Source organism: Sulfurihydrogenibium subterraneum DSM 15120 (assembly GCF_000619805.1).
GTDB classification, from domain to species: domain Bacteria; phylum Aquificota; class Aquificia; order Aquificales; family Hydrogenothermaceae; genus Sulfurihydrogenibium; species Sulfurihydrogenibium subterraneum.
Window position 1 is genome coordinate 195,733 of sequence record NZ_JHUV01000011.1, and the last position, 18,684, is coordinate 214,416.

The following is an 18,684-nucleotide window of genomic DNA, read 5'->3' on the forward strand; positions in this document are numbered from 1 at the left end:
AAACTTAAATCTGTTACGAAAAAAGTAAATTTTTGAAAACGTGACAGTTTATACTCTAAGGTCAATTTAAAAACTTGTATAAATTAACTCTTCTATCTTCATAGCTGATATGGACGCGTTTAATTTAGAATCTAAAATATCGTAATCAGACTTTTTCCTGCTGTTAAAAGAAGTTAAAAACGTTTGAAAGTCAGTTTCTCCAGAGTAAAATTTTTTATAAGTATTTTTAAAGTCCTCTTCATAAATTTCCTTTGTACTTAAAAGCAGATTTAACTTTTGTAAGTTGTATTTGTATTCGTTGTAGAAAGTTGTTAACTGAGTTTTTAAACTGTTTAAGGTTTGTATTTTTCGTTCCTCTTGGGCTATTACAAAGAGTTTTCTTTCTAATACAATCTGTTCTTGGCTTAAAGTTCTCCAAAAAGGAAAGTTTAAATTTAAGTTAAAACCAACGGAAAAAGCATCTTGCAACCTTTCTTTAGATTTATATGTTAATCCCAAAGAAACATCTGGATAGTAAATTTCTTTTGCAAGTTTGTAGGCTAATCTATCTCTTTTTAATGCTTCCTCTAAACTTTTTAATATAGGACTTTGTCTTTCTGCTTCTCTTAAGATAGTTTCAATGTTTAAATCTTCTCTAAAATTTATCTCATTTACTTCAATATCTTGTATTTCATAGTTAACAAGCTCTTTTAAATACGAGAGTAAAGATTCTATCTCTCTTTGGTAATTTAATTTTTCCAACTGTAGGTCTGTGTATAAAATTTTAAGTTTATTTACTTCGTAGCTGTCTTTCTTTAAGTTTATAAGATTTTTTACGTCGTTTTGATAATTTTCTAAAAGTTCTATTTTATCTTTGTAAATCTTTATTCTGTAAGAAACTTCTTTTACTTGACGGATAAGTTTATTTTTTTCTAATTCGTAAATGTAAAATTGAGATCTGTAGTTTTGTTTTTCTATATCTTTTGATAATTCTAACTTTTCATACCACGGTATGTACTGTCTCATTGAAACATTAATGCCACCACTGTAAGATAAAGAAAAAGAAGGGTTGGGTAGTTTTTTTGCAGTTTCTGACTTCTCTTTTATAATAGAGAGTTCTTTTTCTAATTTTTTTAGCTGAGGATTGTTTTTTAATGCAAGATTAATCAATTCATCTAAAGTCTGAGAATAAGCAAAACTAAATATAGTAAAGGCTAAAAATACAATCCATATCATTTTATCCGTCCCATCTATCCATATCCATAATCGTGTAAGTCTATCCATTTAGATAGTTTTTTGAGTTTTATCGCCGATACTTCCACTAAACTACTGTAGGCTACAAGCTGAGTTAAAGGTTTTATTGACAATAAACTTCTAAAACTGGCAAGCCCCTGACGGAACGGATTTCTGGCAGGAGTATCTCTTGAGCCTTGCTCTTGGGATTTTGACTTGCCAGTTTCTTCTTTTATTCTCTTTATTATCTTTATCGCTCTTTTTCCTATGTTTACACTTGCATTGTAGTCTCTATCATACTCTCCACATTCACACTTAAATACTAATTTTTCTGCTTTTCCTTTTTCCCCACACTTATGACAGTATCTGCTTGTATTTGCTGGGTTTATCTCTATTATCTTTATCCCTTTTATTTTTGCCTTATACTCTAATTTGTCTTTTACCTTACTGTAAAACCAGTCTGTAAATCTTTTTATTGCTTTACTGATTTTCCAGTTTGGTATATTTTTAAATGATAGCTTTTCTATCGCTATTACCTTTATACCATAACTTCTTGCATATTCTATTATCCAATTTGTGAATATCTCTAAGACTTCTTTTCTGATTTGCTTTATCTTCTTTTGTTTTCTTTTTTGTTCTTGGTATAGATGCTGTAGTCTTTTTTGTAATTCTTCTTTATGTGTTTTGTTTGTGGTTGTGTGTATGTTGTTTGCTATGTGGTCTATCTTCTTCTCTAATCTGTCTATCTCTTTTTGTATTCTGTCTATTTTTCTTATTATTCGTTTTGCTTTGAAAAATGCTGGTTTTGAGTGTCCTTTTTCTTCTACTACTGTGGCCACTGCAAGTCTGTTTTCACTTGGTGATAGGTCTATTGATAATAATTTTTCTTCTTCTATTTTTTCTACCTTTGGTGTGTTTATTTTTATTTCAAAAGGTATTATTAGCTTGAATATCTCATATCCGTTTGATAGTAATTCTTTTTTTATTAACGGTGCTTTTGGCTTTGCTTCTTTGTTTAATAATTTTGCTATTTTGTTTGAAACTGCTTTTTTTATTTCAAACCATTTGAATTTTTGATTTGTTATTGGTAGTTTTATTTTTAATTTCATAAACCATAGTCCTTTTTTCTTGTAAAACTCTAATTTTTTAAACTGCCCGTTTTCTATGCTATCGTCTGCTGAGCTTATAAATATATCTGCATTAAAATCTGGTTTTACTGCTTTTAGGTAGTCTTTTTCTATGTATCCTTTTTTTATTTGCTTTTTTAGTTGTCTTTGTATGTTTAATATAAATAGTGGTGATTTTTCTAAATATTTTGCTAAATAGTTTTCGTTATAAACTATTGTGCAAGGGTGATTTGCTATAAATTCATAAATCTGTTTTCTTTCTATTTGTGAGCGGAGTATCTGTCCTGTTAGCTCTAATGAGTTTCTGTAAACTCTTGAAGGTATCCATTTATCTGTTCTTTTTGTGTCTTTTTTTAATACTGCTAATGCTTTTGCTTTTTCTGTCAGTTTACTTAGTGTTTCATTATTCCACAGGTCTTTTAAATAGTTTTTAATCTGTCTTTTGTTTATTGACATTAAATAGTCTAAGTGTGGGTATATGCTTTGGGGTAGTGTTAAGCTGTATGAAAGGGTTAAATTATCCATCTTTTAGCTCTTTAATAACTTCTTAATGTTAGTAATTATAGGCAAATATGATTAAAAAATCAAGCTACTGTATTTATCCCCTCTATAAAATTAACACAGAATTTTAAATATTGCAACCTTGTTATGATAAACTATTATCTATTATAGTAAGGTAAACAAAGAGGTTTTATATTGGATAAGTTTACGATTATAGCAGGACCGTGTGTTATTGAAAGTAGAGAGCTGTGTTTTGAAGTAGCCGAAGTTTTAAAACAGCTCCAAAAAAAACATCCTGAAGTTAGATTCGTTTTTAAATCTTCTTTTGATAAAGCTAACAGAAGTAGTTTAGAGTCTTTTAGAGGAAGAGGTTTAGAGTGGGGGTTGTCTGTTTTAAAAGATGTTAAAGACAAATTCGGTTTAGAGGTGCTTACAGATATTCACGAAAGCTATCAGGCTAAGCCTGTTTCTGAGGTTGTAGATGTCATTCAGATTCCAGCTTTCCTGTGCAGACAGACAGATTTACTTTTGGCAGCTGCTGGGACTGGAAAAGAAGTTAACGTTAAAAAAGGTCAGTTTTTAGCCCCTTGGGATACTAAAAACATTGTAGATAAACTAAAATTTGGTGGTGCTAATAAGATATACCTTACAGAGAGAGGTACTACATTTGGCTACAATAACCTTGTAGTTGACTTTAGAGGATTAAAGATAATGAGACAGTTTGCTCCTGTTATATTTGATGCAACTCACAGCGTTCAGACTCCAGGTGGTTTAGGTAAAGCATCAGGAGGTCAGAGAGAGTTTGCTTACCCTCTGGCAAAGGCAGCTGTCTCAGTAGGTGTTGACGGTCTATTTTTTGAAACCCATCCAGACCCAGACAAAGCTTTATCAGACGGACCAAACCAAATTCCGTTAAAAGATTTTCCTGTCATCGTAGAAAATCTTTTAAAATTAAGAGAGTTTATAGAAAGTAATGATATTTAGGCTTTTACTGGTTTTAACTATAATAATATCAGCCTGTGGTGTAAAAGGAAATCCAAAACCACCTCCATCTTTTACCCCTTTACCAGTTGAGAACATCTACGTAAAACAGTACGGCAATAGTTCATTAGTATACTTTTACTACGATAAAAAGTACACAGATTCAAACCCTATAAAAGAAGACGTTTACTTTATAATCTATAAAAATGAAAAAAGAATAAACCCTCAGATCCAATCAAAAGAAAATTTATACTGGTTTACTGATAGTTTTGAAGGAAAAGAAAACTGTTATAAAGTGGTTGTAAAAACTAAAAGAAGAGAAAGTTTACCTTCTAAAGTCGTATGTATATCTAAAAAAGAAGTTCCTAATTTACAGTTAAACACTCCAAAGATAGAGTTAGTTGAAGAAGGTTTTGAGCTCTATCTTCCTGCTGTAAATTACGCAAAAAACATCTACAAAGTCCATAATAAAGAAGAGTTTATTCCTACAGCTTCTTACACCATAGATTCAGAAAAATTTACAGACCAAAATGTAGAGTTAGATAAAGAGTACTGCTACTACTACACTTTATCCATATATAAATCTGTTGAGACAGAGAAATCGCCAACTGTATGTAGTGTTTTTAAAGATATATTCCCACCAAAACCGCCAAAAAGAGGAAAAATTATAGTAGAAGGAAATCAGGCAACCATCATCTGGGAAGAAAGTGAGTCTAAAGATATGGTAGGATATTTGATATACAAAAATAACACCCTTTTAAACAATGTACCATTAAAGACTTACTACTTTATAGATAAAGATTACAAAAAAACAGATACTTACAAAGTTATAGCAGTTGATAAAGCAAACAACAAAAGCATACCATTAGAGATAAAGGAAGATGAGTAAAGTAGTTAAGATAGAAAAAGTCGTTTACGGAGGATATAGTTTAGCTAAGGACGATAAAGTCTACTTTGTTCCTTATACTATGGAAGGAGAAGAAGTAGAGATTGAAGTTATAGAAGAAAAGAAAGATTACTCCCTTGCAAATCCAATAAGAATAATAAAACCATCTTTAGAAAGACAAGAGCCTGTATGTAAGTACTTTACTTTGTGTGGAGGATGTGATTTTCAGCACATACCCTATGAAAAGCAAGTAGAGATAAAAAAAGAGATTTTAAAAGACCAGCTAATAAGAATAGGAAAGATAGAGCTTCCTATAGAAAAAGTTTATCCATCTCAGCCTTTTAACTACAGGAACAAAGCCCAATTTAAGTTTGACGGTAAAAACTTTGGCTTTTACAAACCAAACTCTAATCAGGTAGTTGATATAGATTACTGCTACCTTTTAAAAGAAGATTTAAACCAGATAATTCAGCCTTTAAAAAAGTTTTTATTTAAATATACTTTAACTCCTTCGCAGGTTGTCGTTTTTTCAAACAGTAAAAACCAAAAACTTATTAAATTTGTCTTTCCAGACAGCTCCCAGATTGTAAATGTAATTCCTAAGATGGAAATCTATAAAGATGAAATAGATCAAAACATAAAAGGTATAGGATTTTACGATAAGGAAAAAAGACATATACTACTTGGAGAAGATGTTGTTTTTGAAAGTGTAGATAATTACAAGTACAGGGTAAGTATGAATAGTTTCTTTCAGGTGAATATTTTTCAGATAAAAAATCTTATTGATTTAGTAATACAAGAAGTAAATGATAAGGGCTATAAAAAAGCTGTTGATTTTTACTGTGGTGTTGGAACGTTTTCAATCCCTTTGGCTTTTTATACAAAAGAAGTCTTAAGTATGGAAGCAAACGAAGAAGCTGTAAAAGATGCAAAAGCAAACGTAAGACACAACAACCTCAAAAATCTAAAATTTTTAAAAGCAAAAACAGAAAAAGGTTTAAAGTATGCAAAAGACTTTAAACCAGAAATTATAGTGTTTGACCCACCACGAAGTGGTCTAAGTAAAATGATAATCAACGAGATATCAAAGATAGATTCAATACAGAAAATTATTTACATATCTTGTAATCCGTCAACTTTAGCAAGAGATTTAAAATCTTTTAAAGAGCATGGATTTAATCCGCTGAAAGTATCAATGGTTGATATGTTCCCTCAAACCCATCACATAGAAAGTGTCGCAGTTTTAGAAAGGATTTAAAATTTCAATACACATATTTAAACATTCTATTAGATTTTTTATAAAATCAGCTCTATCCTATTCTACGTAAAGACTATTTAGGAGGTCATAGTTATGAGCTCAAGAAGAGATTTTTTAAAAAGCTCTTTATTGTTGGCTGTAGCTGGTTTAACGATGAAGAAATCTTTTGCAGATGAGATACCCTCAATAGACCTACAAAATTATCCCAAAATTGTAAAGTATCCTGGCAAAGCCGATTTGATAATGTACTCAGACAGACCACCATTGCTTGAAACACCAAGAAGCTATTTTTCAAAAGCCATAACTCCTAACGAAGCATTCTTTGTTAGATGGCACTTGTCAGACATACCTACAGAAGTTGATTTAAAAAAATGGAGATTAACAATAACGGGAAACGTAAACAAAACTGTAAGTTTAACTTTAGACGAGCTAAAGTCTTTATTTGAACCCGTCTCTTACTATGCTGTTTTACAATGTTCTGGAAATGGAAGGTCTTTCTTTGAAAAACAACAAACAGCCCTTGGAATACAGTGGAAACACGGAGCGATGGGAAATGCTTTATGGACTGGCGTAAGACTATCTGATGTTTTAAATTATGCAGGAGTGAAATGGGACAGTGTAGAAGTTGCGTTTAAAGGGCTTGACAAAGCACCTTATCCACAAACTCCAGACGTTGAAAGGTCTTTACCTATAGATAAATGTCTCTATGAAGACTTAATCCTTGCATACGAGATGAATGGGGAACCTTTACACATTCTAAATGGATTTCCACTTAGACTTATAGTCCCAGGATGGTATGCTACCCACTGGATAAAATCTGTTACAACAATAACAGTCTTAAATCAAGAGTTGAAAAATTTCTGGATGGAAGAAGCTTACCATATTTCAGATAATGCTTGCCACTGTGTACCTGTAGGTCAAAAGCCAACAAAATTAAGGATGATTACTCAGATGAACGTTAAATCTGTTATAGGAACGCCTGAAGATAATACAGTAGTAAAGTTAGGACAGACTGTTAAAATTGCTGGTGTAGCATTTGACCAAGGTTATGGTATTCAAGATGTTTTAATATCTTTTGATGGTGGTAAAAGGTGGAAACCTACAGGTCTTGGACCAGACTTAGGAAGATACTCTTTTAGGGAGTGGTATTACTACTTTAAACCTACAACAAAAGGTGAAGTAAAGGTAATGGTTAGAGCAATCAATAAAAATGGAGAAACTCAACCTTTTGAAGCAGGATGGAACCCTGGTGGCTATATGTGGAACGCAGTTGACAGTATAAAGATAAAAGTTGTTTAAGGAGGTGCCTAATATGAAAGTTTTTAAAGTTTTTTCAATATCTGCTTTAATCTTTAGTACTTTTTTAGTTGGTAGCTCAAAAGCACAAGATAACGAAGTTTATTCTATCAATCTTCCATACTATGATTGGAAAATGAAAGAAGGCAAGTATAAACTTGTATTTGAACAAAATTGTTTAATGTGTCATTCTCCTGGTTATGTATTTGGTCAATCCAAAGGTAAAACAGGAAAAGATATGTGGAGAACTGTTGTCTATCAAATGATAAATGAGTTTAAAGCTCCTATATCAAAAGATGATGCAGAGAAGATTATCCAATATTTAAACGAGAATTATTCAAATTAATAAAAAAAGCTCCCGTAAAGGGAGCTGTCTTTTACATTACTCAATTGTTTGAACCCACTTTCTAAGTAATTTTCCAGAATACCAGAGATTTATAACTGGATTATCTACAGAAGAAGCAGTTAGAACAATCTCTTCTGATGTAAACGCTACAGAGATGACCTGAGCTTGTAAGTTAGATATTGTGTAAAGTTTATTTCCATCAAAGGATAACACATCTACAGTTTTATCAGCTTTGGCAATAGCGACCTTTGAGTTTGAAGGTGAAAGGTTTGCAGACACTGCAGGAACGTTTGAAGAGAATGTTTTTACTGTAGATAAATCATTAATATTGAGTATTTTTACAGTTTTATCGTTAGATGCTGTAATTAAGTATTTTCCATCTTTTGATATTTGAATATCGTTTATTCTACCACTATGAACAGGGTTTGTAGATACTGAAGAGTCAGAAGATGTATCGTAAACTATAAGTTTTCCACTTTCTGTACCTAAATATATCTTATTTGAATAAGATTTTACAGAAGAGATAGTATCTCCAATTGATACGTCTTTAATTTTATTTCCTGTTTTAGAGTCTATTATAAAACCTTTACCGTCTTTGCCAAGAAGATATACATTAGAACCGTTTTTACCAAATGCAACAAAAGAAATATTGGCATCAAAAAGTTTATTAACAACTACCATAGCTGTAGAGTTATCCCAAACTAAGACTTTAACAGGATTTTTCATATCTTTATATTTGTAAGATAGAGCTTTTATAGGTTTTATACCTGATGTTAGTTTTCCATCGTCAGAAACAGCAAAATTTGTAAATTTATCAAAGTTTCTTACGTCTTCAGGGTCCCATAAAGAGATGTGAGGTTTCAAGTCAGATAAATCCCAGAAGTAGATACCTGCTTTTCCTAAAGATACAAAGTGTTTATAGTCTTTTGTAATAGTTATAGGACCATATGCCTGAACAGGTGGAAGCTGAACGTCTTCAAGTGTGTACTTTACGGTGTATTCATCTCCCTTCTTCCATTTTAACGTAAATGTATCTTTGTAAACGTCTTTCTCTACAGTTATTTTATGGACTCCTTCGTCTAACTCAACTGTAGCAGGTAATGATTCTAACTTTTTATCATCTACATAAACAATAGCATCGCTTGGGTTTGCATCAAAGTGTATTACGGCTTTTTCTAAATTGACTGTTAAAGAAGTTGTTTTACCGTACTCTATAACGACTTTTCTTGAAGTTCCAACATTCCCAAGTTTAAAAACTATCAGATGCTTACCTACGTCAAGATAATCTTTAAATGGTGTTTTGCCAAGGTAGTTTCTACCTTCCATTACAATTGCGCCTTGAGGAATAGTGTTTGCCTCAAGGATTCCTTTTGGTCTGGGTTTAAAGGAAAGTTCTGTGGTTTTGTCATAATATACCCAAACTCCTGTTTGTCTGTCTCTATCAAACTCACTTGTAGCAACTTCAACTGTATAGCTACCTTCTTTTAATTCTACCTCCAATGGTGCTTTTCCTATTGGTTTTCCATTAACGTAAACCTCTGCACCTTGAGGTTCTTTAACTGATAACTTACCTTTTCCTTCACAGGAAAATAAAAAAAATGAAAAAAGAATTAGGAGAAAAGAAAAATTTCTCATGCCACACCTCTCTTATAGTTAGTATTTACTAACATTATTATAAAACAAAAATTTGATTTCTATCATAAAATATTATAAACGTTGTTTTTAGGGGGAGATTGATGATAAAAATTGATTACACAAATGTAATGGCAAAAATCATAGGTGAAAAAGACGGTATAATTTTAGAAGAATTTCAAGAGTACAGTCATATAGTCCAAGAAATCCACGAAAAAATACAAAAAGAAAAAGATACTAAATTTTACTTTACGAAGCTTCCATATCAAAACACTCAAGAGATTAAAAATCTTGCCAAGGAAATAAGAGAAAATTTTGATTACTTTGTAGTTATTGGGATAGGGGGGTCAGCTCTTGGTAATCAGATGCTTCAAGAAGCTATAAATGGGTTTAACTACAACAACTTTGAGTTTCCAAAGTTATACATTCTTGACAACGTTGACCCAGAAAAGTTTGGAAATGTTTTAGATTTGATAGACGTAAGAAAAACTATGTTTAACGTGATAACAAAGTCTGGGTCAACTGTTGAAACGATGGCTAACTTTGCTATCATCTACAAAACCTTAAAAGATTTGCTACCAAACACTTATAAAAATCACTTAATATTTACGACTGACCCAGAAAAAGGATTTTTAAGAAAGTTTGGACAGCAAGAAGACATAAGAATCCTTGACATTCCTCCTTTTGTAGGAGGAAGATTTTCTGTTTTGACGGCTGTTGGACTACTTTCTGCAGCAGTTTGTGGAATTGATATAGATAATCTTCTTGAAGGTGCAAGAAAAGCTGATGAAATTTGCGGTAAAACATCTTTAATAACAGAAAATCCAGCTTATCTAATAGGTTTAATCCATTACATAGCAGCCGAAAAGAAAGGAAAATCAATCTCAGTTATGATGCCGTACTTTGAAAGACTATCTTCATTTGTAGACTGGTATAGACAGCTCTGGGCAGAAAGTTTAGGAAAGGAAGGATACGGACAAACACCTTTAAAAGCAATAGGAACAATAGACCAACACTCTCAAATCCAGCTTTTTAGAGAAGGTCCTAAAGATAAGATAGTTACGTTTATTAATGTTGAAAAATCTTTAAGGGATTTTAAAATTCCTTCTGATTTGCCACCTGAAATATCCTATCTGTCTGGACACACTTTAAAAGAAATCTTAGACATAGAACTTTTAGGAACAAGATCTGCCTTAACTAAAAGTAAAGTACCAAACCTCACTATTACATTAGACGAACTAAACCCTTACAACCTTGGAATGCTAATTTACATATACGAACTTGCAACTGGCTTTACAGGATACTTATACAAGATAAATCCATTTGACCAGCCAGCAGTAGAAGAAGGTAAAAACTTTGCATACGGTCTAATGGGAAGAAAAGGCTACGAAGAGAAGTTAAAAGAGTTTCAAGAGTTAAATAAACAAGAGTTTGTACTGGATCTGTAGCGATGTGAAGGAAGAGATAGGAGGCAGCTGCTTAGAAAAGTTTTAACTGCAAATAGTTTGAATGAGATAAAAATAGAGTAGTAGTTCACAAGTCATTTTCTTCTATCATAAACTTTAATTCTTCGTTCCACATAGGTATTTCAACTCCCAAAGCCTTACTTATTTTTTGATTACTCATAGCTGACCATTTTGGTCTTTTTGCAGGAAGGTTAAAGTCTGATTGGTAAGCTGGATAAATAAGTTTATTTATTCCTTTTAATTTTAAATACTCTTTAGACCATTCGTACCTTGATGCATATCCAGAGTTTGTAAGATGATATAATCCTATTAAACCTTGTTTTAAAGCCTTTAAAGTAATATCTACGATTGTTCTTGTTGAGGTAGGGACTGAAAACTCATCTACCGCTATTTTTAAAATATTGTTGGCAGCTGCCCACTGGTTGAGTTTGTATAGAAAGTTTTGTTTTCCTTTTCCGTAAACCCAGCTAACTCTAAAAATAAGGTAGTTATCTAAAATTTCTTTTATAAATTTTTCTCCTATATACTTGCTTTTTGCGTACATACTTAATGGATTTGGAGTATCATCTTCGGTATAAAAGTCCTGTTTTGTCCCATCAAAAACGTAATCGGTTGAGTAATGGATTAAAAATGATTTATACTCATGACAAATTAATCCTAAGTTTTTTATTGCAAAACCGTTTATTTCAAGAGCTTCTTTAAACTCTTCCTCTGCTTTGTCTACTAAGTTATAAGCACTACAGTTTATAACTATGTCTGGTTTGTAATCTTTTATTATTTTTTCTACAAGTTGAAAGTTGGTAATATCACACTCATTTCTTGATAAAGACAGATACTTATAGCCATTTTTTTCAAAGTACTGAGAAAACTCTGAACCTAATTGACCGTTTTTCCCAAATATTAAATACTTCATCTGTAAACTTTTTCCCAGTAATCTTTAAGATGTTTTAATTTTTTTTCAACCCATTCCATGTTATCTAAATACCACTTAACTGTTTTTTCTATTCCTTCTTCAAATTTAATTTTTGCTTTCCATCCTATTTCTTTTTGTATTTTTTCGGTATTTAAACTATATCTGTAGTCGTGTCCTGGTCTATCTTTTACAAATTCTATAAGGCTTTCGGGTTTATTTAAAATTTGAAGAATAGATTTTACTACATCTATATTTCTTCTTTCTTCTCCGCTTCCTACGTTATAAATTTCACCTTCTTTCCCTTTTTCCATTATTTGAAATACTGCATCTGCACAGTCTGACACGAATAGCCATTCTCTAATGTTTTGTCCTGTTCCGTAAACAGGAATAGGTTCTTCATTTAACGCTTTTAAAATAACAACTGGAATTAATTTTTCTGGATACTGCCACCACCCGTAATTGTTAGATGGTCTTACTGTAATAACTGGCAGTTTGTAAGTTCTATAGTAGGCTCTTCCAAGCATATCTGCTGACGCCTTACTAACAGAGTAAGGAGAGTTTGGATTTAATGGTGTATCTTCATAAAATTGTCCTTCTTCTCCTAATTCTCCATAAACTTCATCTGTGGCTATGTTTATAAACTGTTTTATATTACTTTCTTTTGCTACGTCTAATAAAACTTGTGTTCCTTTTACATTTGTTTCTATAAAAATTGAAGGGTCTAAAATACTTCTATCTACGTGGCTTTCTGCTGCCCAGTGGACTAATACATCTGGCTTTTCTGTTTTGAAAATATGCTCTATAAGTTCTTTGTTTGTAATGTCTGCCTTGTAAAATTTTATTTTGTTTTCTACTTCTTTTAGTCTTTCTAAATCTCCTGCATATGTGAGTTTATCAACTACTACTACGTCAAATCCTTTTTTTACTCCCTGTCTTACAAATTCACTTCCTATAAACCCAGCTCCACCTGTTATTAATAGTTTCAAATCTTATCCTCCGTATACAAAATTTATCTCTGCTTCTTCAAGCGTTGGTAGATTTTTATCTTTTTCAGATAGTATTATGTTTTCAATACTATCAATAGGCCATTTTATGTTGATTGTTTTATCATTCCATATTATGCCTGCATCATGCTGTGGTGAATATTCAGCTCCTGATACTTTGTATATAATTTCAGCTTCTTCAGACAACGTTAAAAAACCGTGAGCAAAGCCTTTTGGTATCCATAGCATAAGTTTATTTTCTTCGGATAGTTCGTATCCTACCCATTTTCCATAAGTAGGACTTCCTTTTCTTATATCTACCGCAACGTCAAAAATTCTTCCTTTTATACATCTTATTAATTTTCCTTGTGCAGCAGGTTCTTTCTGATAATGAAGTCCTCTTAAAACGCCTTTTATAGATTTTGAATGATTATCTTGAACAAAATCTGTGTCTATTCCAGCTTTTTCAAATTCTGACTTTTTATAGCTTTCCATAAAAAATCCACGTTTGTCGCTAAATACTTTTGGCTTTATTAAAATTACTTCTGGTACTTCAGTTTTTATAAACTCAAAAGGCATGTTATTCCTCTTTTGCAATTTCTAATAAATATTTTCCATAATCTGTTTTTTCTAAGGGTTTAGCAAGTTCTAAAAGTTGCTCTTTTGTTATCCAGTTATTATTATAAGCTATTTCTTCTATACATCCTATCATAAGTCCAGTTCTTTTTTCTATAGTTGCTACAAACTCTCCAGCCTCAAGGAAACTGTCGTGGGTTCCTGCATCAAACCATGCAAAACCTCTTCCAAGTAGCTTTACTTTTAACTTTTTTTGTTTTAAATACTCTTCGTTTACAGAAGTTATTTCAAGCTCTCCTCTTTCTGAAGGTTTTACGTTTTTTGCTATTTCAACTGCATTACTATCGTAAAAATACATTCCAACTACTGCATAATGTGATTTTGGTTTTTTTGGTTTTTCTTCTATTGATATTACATTTTGATTTTCATCAAATTCCACTACTCCAAATCTTTCTGGGTCTTTTACAGAATATCCAAATACGTATGCACCACCGTTTTTTTCTATGTCTTCTCTTGCCTGGTTCATTATTTTTACTAAATCGTGTCCAAAAAATACATTGTCTCCAAGCATGTATAAAATGTTATCGTTGCCTATAAAATCTTTTGCGAGTATAAGTCCTTCTGCAAGACCATTAGGTTTGTGTTGTATAGTGTACTGGATGTTCATACCTAACTTGCTACCGTCTCCAAACAGATTTTTAAACATTTCTAAATCCGATGGATTCACCACAAACATAACGTCTTTAATTTTTAGTAGCATAACTAATGATAGGGGGTAATATATCATAGGTTTATTATAAATCGGTAAAAAGTGTTTATTTATTGCAATAGTTACTGGATAAAGTCTTGTTCCACTACCTCCTGCAAGTATAACAGCCTTCACAAAATCCCTCCTTATTCTATCTGGTCAAAGTTAAGAATATCCATATATTCCCACTCTCTATAAGCCATAGCGTATATTTTGTTTTTAGTTAGAGTGTTTACAGTATTTTCATCCATTGATAAAGATGCTAAAATTGGAACTATCTTATAATCTCTATACTCTGGAAAAGCTATTTTAAACTTTTCAACCTTATCAAACACATCTTCTACAAACTTTCCTCTAAAAGTAGTTTTAACTTCTATTAAAAATACTGTTTTACAGGATTCACTTATTGCAATAACGTCAAACTCTGTATGAACTTTTTGTTCGTTTACTTCAACATTTATTGATTTTCTATCAATTTTGCATTTAAAGTACTTTTCCAAAACAGGTCTTGTAGCTGGAGAGATAATGTCTTCAACGATAGTTCCCATTTTATTAGACAGCTCTCCCCATCTTTTGTTCATTTCTTTTATCTGCTTGTTGACTTCTTGTTTGTACTCTTTTATCTGTTTGTCAACTTCTTGTTTGTACTTTTCAAACTCTTCATCCATTTTGGCAAATTTTCTATCGTTTTCTTGCTTGTACTCTTTTATCTCTCTGCTCAAACTTTGAATTTCCATTTCTGTTTTTTGCTGTATGTATAAAAGTCTCATCATCATTTCTTCAAGTCTGGATACTTTTTCTTCTAATACTTCCATTTTTATCTCCTCCAAAGAAGCTTATGTAAAAAATCTATGTCCTTCCGTAGTTATCTTCAAATCTTATTATATCATCTTCTTTTACGTACTCTCCTACTTGGATTTCGATTATTTCAAGGGGAATTTTACCCGGGTTTGAGAGTCTGTGTTTTGTGCTTTTGGGGACGTATATACTCTCGTTTTCGTGGATGTAGTACTCTTTTCTCTCTTTTCCGTATATATCTTCAAGCACTACTTTAGCTGTTCCTCTTACTACTACCCAGTGTTCGCTTCTGTGATGGTGAAGTTGCATACTTAAAGATTCTCCCGGATTTACCACTATCCTTTTTATTCTATATCTTTCTCCTTCTTCAAGCTCTGTGTAGCTTCCCCAAGGTCTGTATACTCTTTTGTGTATCTCTGTTATCTCTTTATACTGAGGATTTTCCTTTAAAGTGTTTACTAAATCTTTTACTTTTTGAGTATCTCCTTTTTTAGCTATAAGAATAACATCGTCTGTTTCTACTATTACTAAGTCTTCTATTGATACAGTAGCTATTAGTCTCTTATTTGAAAGTATTACGGAGTTTTTCGTGTTTATGTTTACTACATTCCCTTCTTTTACGTTTTGGTTTTGGTCTTTTTCTAACGTTTCATATACACTGTCCCAAGAGCCAAGGTCTGACCATTTTATATCAGCAGGGATTACAGATGCTTTGTCTGTTTTTTCCATTATGGCGTAGTCTATGGATATGTCTGGCATGTTTGAAAAGTTTTCAAGGAGTGTTTGGTAAGAGTTTTCTTGGAAAAGTTGATATATGTCTGGGTTGTGTTTTTTTAGTTCTTGAAGGATGTTTGATATAGTAAAGGCAAACATTCCACTGTTCCAGTAGTAGTTTCCTTTTTGTAGGTAATCTTGGGCTTTTTCTAATGAAGGTTTTTCGTGGAATTTTAGTACTTTATAAGTGTAATCGTTAATTTTTTCTCCTGATTCTATGTAGCCGTATCCAGTTTCTGGTTTTGTTGGTTTTATACCAAAGGTTATAAGATAATCTTTTGCTACTTTTTCAGCTTTTTTAATGTAATCTACAAAAAGGTCTGTTGGCTCTATAAGATGGTCTGAAGGGAATATGCCTAAGACTTCATCTTCAGGAAGGTCTAACTTTTCTAAGGCAAACTTTACCGCCAAGGCTACAGCTGGAGCTGTGTTTCTGCCGACAGGTTCTTCTATGAGATGATAATGGTTTAGATTTATATCTTTTAGCTGGTTTATAACGTGGAATTTGTACTCTGTATTTGTGATTATAATTGGGTCTTTTGAAATAGGAAGTAATCTTAAAACTGTGTTTTGAAATAAAGATTTATCACTTCCTATTTTTAAAAACTGTTTAGGATAATTTTTCCTTGATAAAGGAAACAACCTCGTCCCACTACCACCTGCAAGTATCACAGCTTTCATTGAAATTTCCCTCCTTACTTTAAAAATGCTTTGGCTTTACTGTGTATTAGTTTTCTATAGGTTAGATTGTAAATTATTGCAAAAAATAGGCAAACTATTATTAAATATAGAGTATTATTGTAAAAAATCACCGATGGTAGAACAGCAAAAAGATTTAAAACCCAGAGAAAAACAGAAGTGGCAGAGTTTTGTAAAGTTTTGTTATTAAACGGAACTTTTTTTAATGAAATTACTCTATATACCATCATATGATAATGAAGAGGATCTGGCTCAAAAGCAGAAGTCCCCCTGATAATTTCTTTTCTATAAAATGAAAACAGAACTTCATAAACAGGATAAAAGTTAACAGCTAAGGCAAACCAAGGAGAAACAGATGGATTATTTTTAACAAGAAGAATCACTAAACCTCCTATCCAAAAACCTATAAAGTAAGCTCCTCCATCTCCTAAAAAAATCTTACCAAAAGGAAAATTTAAAATAAAAAATCCAAGTAGAGCAAACACAGACATTATTGAAAAGTCTCTTATTAAAAAATCTCCAACGTCATTTGCAACATACCCAATAGCTAACAAAATCATAATACTAACTCCAGAAGCAAGACCATTAAACCCATCTATAATGTTTATAGCATTAGAAAGCCCAACGAGTGCAAAGACAGTAAACAACAGTGAGATTATACCTACTGATAGTAGCTGGTCTATCAATGGAACGTCAACCTTCGTAATTTTTACGTCTAAAACAAAGTAAGCTATAATTCCGCCGATTGACATAAGAAAAAGTCTTATTTTTGGATGTAAAGTCCTTGTTAAATCTTCTACAAATCCAGAGAGAAATATAGGTAGAGATACAATAACATAAATCCAGAAGTGAGGATTATAAATCATAAGTCCAACACTTAAAGCAATAAAAATACCAAACCCTCCTATTCTTGGAGTAGGATTCTCGTGAAATCTCTGAGGTCCTGCGTGTAGATGGTCTGTGATGAAAATATCTAATTTTTTAGAGTAAAGTATTATTAAAAAACAAACAAAAAAACTTATTGCAAAGGTTATGGTATGTATTAGCATATAAAAGTTCCCCTATATCCTTAAATGTAAAGCAAACTCGTATAGGTTTTCAAATGAAAAATCTGCTAACTCTGGCTCTTTATTATTTTTATCAATAAAAACAGAATAAGCTCCAATATTTTTTCCAAACTCTATATCTGACAAACTATCTCCCACTACTATGGATTTTTTGAAATCTATGTCTTTGAATCTTTCTTTCGATTGTAAAGCCATAACTATATCAGGTTTTCTACAGCTACAATTTTCCTTTTCATAATCATGAGGGCAGTAAAACACGGCATCTATTTTCCACCGACTTTTTCTATTTCTTTTATCATAAAGTTGTGGATAGATTCTACGTCCTTTGTACTCATTAAACCTCTTCCTATACCTCTTTGATTTGAAATAACTATAATTCTACCAAATGTTTGACTGAGAATAGGAAACGCAGATAAAACGCCATCTAAAAACTCAACCATACTGACGTTTAGTACATATCCATTTTCAATCTTTTTATTTATAACTCCACCTCTATCTAAAAAAAAGAGTCCAGCTTTTATTTACTTTTGGCAATTTCAATTTTCGCTCTTTCATAGTCTTCTGGTATGCAAATATCAATAAAGCTAAAAAATATCGCTACCCCACCAATTCTTGACACTTCCCAGTCGTGGAATTTCTGAACCCCAGAAGTGGTTATCCACGAAGCTTCTATGTTTTAACTTTATAAAAATAAAACACAATGAAAAGCTCACTATAAAAGATGTTATTAAATAAAGCATTAATTCCTCACATATCTAAGCTTTTCCAAAATTTTTTTATTTATTATCTCTCTTTCTTTATCAAAAAACCATCCCCATTTATTAAAGTATTTTATAGCGCTTTCAATGTGATATTTAAGTAGTTTTTTGTTTTTATAAGAACCTTTCCCATATTAGTGATATATATGGACATAAGGATAAAAAAATTGTTTTTGAAACTTTGTGGATTCTTCTTGATAACTCCGTATCTTCTAAATACATAAAAAATCTCTCATCAAATAAGCCTACTTTTTCTAATACTTTAGTTCTTATAAACATAAAACATCCAGAGAGATAGGGAACTTCCATTATTTTATTATAACCTGTAAACCTTAGCTCATAGATTGTATAAGTTCTATACATCGTGAACACCCACACCTAAAAAATTTTATTACATTTTATTAACTATGTCTGCAGGAGTTTTGTATCCTAAAGAGTAGTGCGGTCTTATAAAATTGTATTTCTCCACATAACTACTTAATCTTCTATTCATCTCATCTATCGTATATTCCATTTTCTCTATAAACCATAACTCCTCTTCTATTGTCCTTATTAATCTTTCTACAGCTCCATTTGTCTTTGGACTTCTCGGATAGCTAAAGTAATGCTCTATCCCTATCTCATTTAAATATTTGTCAAACTCCCCTAAAAACTCGCTCCCAT

20 protein-coding genes are annotated in these 18,684 nt (G+C 31.8%); 6 read left to right on the forward strand and 14 right to left on the reverse strand.

The features are described from left to right. Nucleotides 1–66: 66 nt before the first annotated feature. Together Q385_RS0106710 and Q385_RS0106715 are read right to left on the reverse strand one after the other, a co-directional pair. Nucleotides 67–1,215 (reverse strand): TolC family protein, encoded by a 1,149-nt coding sequence (locus Q385_RS0106710; protein WP_028950927.1) that lies wholly within the window; start codon nucleotides 1,213–1,215, stop codon nucleotides 67–69. A 14-nt stretch (nucleotides 1,216–1,229) separates the two neighbouring features. Continuing rightward, nucleotides 1,230–2,864, reverse strand: a complete 1,635-nt coding sequence (locus tag Q385_RS0106715) for a zinc ribbon domain-containing protein (protein WP_028950928.1) — start codon at nucleotides 2,862–2,864, stop codon at nucleotides 1,230–1,232. A 171-nt stretch (nucleotides 2,865–3,035) separates the two neighbouring features. Here Q385_RS0106715 and kdsA point away from each other — a divergent pair, with 171 nt between their 5' ends. The 5 genes from kdsA (at nucleotide 3,036) to Q385_RS0106740 (ending at nucleotide 7,607) form a co-directional block, all read left to right on the forward strand. Continuing rightward, nucleotides 3,036–3,824, forward strand: a complete 789-nt coding sequence (kdsA, locus tag Q385_RS0106720; RefSeq protein ID WP_028950929.1) for a 3-deoxy-8-phosphooctulonate synthase — start codon at nucleotides 3,036–3,038, stop codon at nucleotides 3,822–3,824. After that, a complete protein-coding gene (locus tag Q385_RS0106725; protein ID WP_028950930.1) occupies nucleotides 3,814–4,710 on the forward strand; it encodes a fibronectin type III domain-containing protein in 897 nt (298 codons plus the stop codon). Before kdsA ends, Q385_RS0106725 begins: the two co-directional genes overlap by 11 nt. Continuing rightward, the gene (locus Q385_RS0106730; protein ID WP_028950931.1) at nucleotides 4,703–5,965 is read left to right on the forward strand and encodes a class I SAM-dependent RNA methyltransferase; all 1,263 of its coding nucleotides are present in this window, start codon (nucleotides 4,703–4,705) and stop codon (nucleotides 5,963–5,965) included. Before Q385_RS0106725 ends, Q385_RS0106730 begins: the two co-directional genes overlap by 8 nt. 93 nt (nucleotides 5,966–6,058) lie before the next feature. Then, nucleotides 6,059–7,264, forward strand: coding sequence for a molybdopterin-dependent oxidoreductase (locus Q385_RS0106735; protein ID WP_028950932.1), 1,206 nt, complete (start codon nucleotides 6,059–6,061; stop codon nucleotides 7,262–7,264). 13 nt (nucleotides 7,265–7,277) lie between these two features. Further along, complete coding sequence (locus Q385_RS0106740) at nucleotides 7,278–7,607, forward strand: c-type cytochrome (RefSeq protein ID WP_028950933.1); 330 nt, start codon at nucleotides 7,278–7,280, stop codon at nucleotides 7,605–7,607. A gap of 36 nt (nucleotides 7,608–7,643) precedes the next feature. On the opposite strand, the gene Q385_RS0106745 is transcribed toward Q385_RS0106740, so the two are convergent. Further along, entirely contained in the window at nucleotides 7,644–9,242 is a 1,599-nt protein-coding gene (locus Q385_RS0106745; protein ID WP_028950934.1) for a PEGA domain-containing protein, read from the reverse strand. 101 nt (nucleotides 9,243–9,343) lie between these two features. Between Q385_RS0106745 and Q385_RS0106750 the strand changes: the two genes are divergently transcribed. Beyond that, nucleotides 9,344–10,687, forward strand: a complete 1,344-nt coding sequence (locus Q385_RS0106750; RefSeq protein ID WP_037919759.1) for a glucose-6-phosphate isomerase — start codon at nucleotides 9,344–9,346, stop codon at nucleotides 10,685–10,687. Between the two features lie 85 nt (nucleotides 10,688–10,772). On the opposite strand, the gene rfbD is transcribed toward Q385_RS0106750, so the two are convergent. The 11 genes from rfbD to Q385_RS08985 all read right to left on the reverse strand — a co-directional run. Continuing rightward, nucleotides 10,773–11,618, reverse strand: a complete 846-nt coding sequence (gene rfbD / locus Q385_RS0106755; protein ID WP_028950936.1) for a dTDP-4-dehydrorhamnose reductase — start codon at nucleotides 11,616–11,618, stop codon at nucleotides 10,773–10,775. After that, entirely contained in the window at nucleotides 11,615–12,604 is a 990-nt protein-coding gene (gene rfbB / locus Q385_RS0106760) for a dTDP-glucose 4,6-dehydratase (RefSeq protein WP_028950937.1), read from the reverse strand. Before rfbB ends, rfbD begins: the two co-directional genes overlap by 4 nt. Before the next feature lie 3 nt (nucleotides 12,605–12,607). Then, complete coding sequence (rfbC, locus tag Q385_RS0106765; RefSeq protein WP_028950938.1) at nucleotides 12,608–13,180, reverse strand: dTDP-4-dehydrorhamnose 3,5-epimerase; 573 nt, start codon at nucleotides 13,178–13,180, stop codon at nucleotides 12,608–12,610. A gap of 1 nt (nucleotide 13,181) precedes the next feature. Then, complete coding sequence (gene rfbA / locus Q385_RS0106770) at nucleotides 13,182–14,060, reverse strand: glucose-1-phosphate thymidylyltransferase RfbA (protein WP_028950939.1); 879 nt, start codon at nucleotides 14,058–14,060, stop codon at nucleotides 13,182–13,184. A gap of 11 nt (nucleotides 14,061–14,071) precedes the next feature. Beyond that, nucleotides 14,072–14,740, reverse strand: coding sequence for a DUF8196 domain-containing protein (locus Q385_RS0106775; protein ID WP_028950940.1), 669 nt, complete (start codon nucleotides 14,738–14,740; stop codon nucleotides 14,072–14,074). A 34-nt stretch (nucleotides 14,741–14,774) separates the two neighbouring features. Continuing rightward, entirely contained in the window at nucleotides 14,775–16,178 is a 1,404-nt protein-coding gene (locus Q385_RS0106780; RefSeq protein WP_028950941.1) for a mannose-1-phosphate guanylyltransferase/mannose-6-phosphate isomerase, read from the reverse strand. A 14-nt stretch (nucleotides 16,179–16,192) separates the two neighbouring features. Continuing rightward, on the reverse strand, nucleotides 16,193–17,245 hold the full coding sequence (locus Q385_RS0106785; protein WP_028950942.1) for a glycosyltransferase family 4 protein: 1,053 nt from the start codon (nucleotides 17,243–17,245) through the stop codon (nucleotides 16,193–16,195). 12 nt (nucleotides 17,246–17,257) lie between these two features. Then, nucleotides 17,258–17,521, reverse strand: a complete 264-nt coding sequence (locus Q385_RS09150; RefSeq protein ID WP_051524413.1) for an HAD-IIIA family hydrolase — start codon at nucleotides 17,519–17,521, stop codon at nucleotides 17,258–17,260. Between the two features lie 5 nt (nucleotides 17,522–17,526). Continuing rightward, entirely contained in the window at nucleotides 17,527–17,703 is a 177-nt protein-coding gene (locus Q385_RS09340) for an HAD family hydrolase (RefSeq protein ID WP_156925207.1), read from the reverse strand. 432 nt (nucleotides 17,704–18,135) lie between these two features. Next, nucleotides 18,136–18,384: a glycosyltransferase family protein gene (locus tag Q385_RS09595; protein ID WP_028950943.1), complete on the reverse strand. Its 249-nt coding sequence runs from the start codon at nucleotides 18,382–18,384 to the stop codon at nucleotides 18,136–18,138. A 28-nt stretch (nucleotides 18,385–18,412) separates the two neighbouring features. Continuing rightward, a partial coding sequence (locus Q385_RS08985; RefSeq protein ID WP_156925208.1) for an integrase core domain-containing protein occupies nucleotides 18,413–18,684 on the reverse strand: 272 nt, incomplete at its 5' end.

Excerpts from the sequence above, each read along its gene's own strand:
- Q385_RS0106710 (WP_028950927.1), bottom strand. The coding sequence starts at position 1,215 with ATGATATGGATTGTATTTTTAGCCTTTACTATATTTAGTTTTGCTTAT.
- Q385_RS0106715 (WP_028950928.1), bottom strand. The coding sequence starts at position 2,864 with ATGGATAATTTAACCCTTTCATACAGCTTAACACTACCCCAAAGCATA.
- Q385_RS0106725 (WP_028950930.1), top strand. The coding sequence starts at position 3,814 with ATGATATTTAGGCTTTTACTGGTTTTAACTATAATAATATCAGCCTGT.
- Q385_RS0106730 (WP_028950931.1), top strand. The coding sequence starts at position 4,703 with ATGAGTAAAGTAGTTAAGATAGAAAAAGTCGTTTACGGAGGATATAGT.
- Q385_RS0106735 (WP_028950932.1), top strand. The coding sequence starts at position 6,059 with ATGAGCTCAAGAAGAGATTTTTTAAAAAGCTCTTTATTGTTGGCTGTA.
- Q385_RS0106740 (WP_028950933.1), top strand. The coding sequence starts at position 7,278 with ATGAAAGTTTTTAAAGTTTTTTCAATATCTGCTTTAATCTTTAGTACT.
- Q385_RS0106745 (WP_028950934.1), bottom strand. The coding sequence starts at position 9,242 with ATGAGAAATTTTTCTTTTCTCCTAATTCTTTTTTCATTTTTTTTATTT.
- Q385_RS0106750 (WP_037919759.1), top strand. The coding sequence starts at position 9,344 with ATGATAAAAATTGATTACACAAATGTAATGGCAAAAATCATAGGTGAA.
- rfbD (WP_028950936.1), bottom strand. The coding sequence starts at position 11,618 with ATGAAGTATTTAATATTTGGGAAAAACGGTCAATTAGGTTCAGAGTTT.
- rfbC (WP_028950938.1), bottom strand. The coding sequence starts at position 13,180 with ATGCCTTTTGAGTTTATAAAAACTGAAGTACCAGAAGTAATTTTAATA.
- Q385_RS0106775 (WP_028950940.1), bottom strand. The coding sequence starts at position 14,740 with ATGGAAGTATTAGAAGAAAAAGTATCCAGACTTGAAGAAATGATGATG.
- Q385_RS0106780 (WP_028950941.1), bottom strand. The coding sequence starts at position 16,178 with ATGAAAGCTGTGATACTTGCAGGTGGTAGTGGGACGAGGTTGTTTCCT.
- Q385_RS0106785 (WP_028950942.1), bottom strand. The coding sequence starts at position 17,245 with ATGCTAATACATACCATAACCTTTGCAATAAGTTTTTTTGTTTGTTTT.
- Q385_RS09340 (WP_156925207.1), bottom strand. The coding sequence starts at position 17,703 with ATGGTTGAGTTTTTAGATGGCGTTTTATCTGCGTTTCCTATTCTCAGT.
- Q385_RS09595 (WP_028950943.1), bottom strand. The coding sequence starts at position 18,384 with ATGTATAGAACTTATACAATCTATGAGCTAAGGTTTACAGGTTATAAT.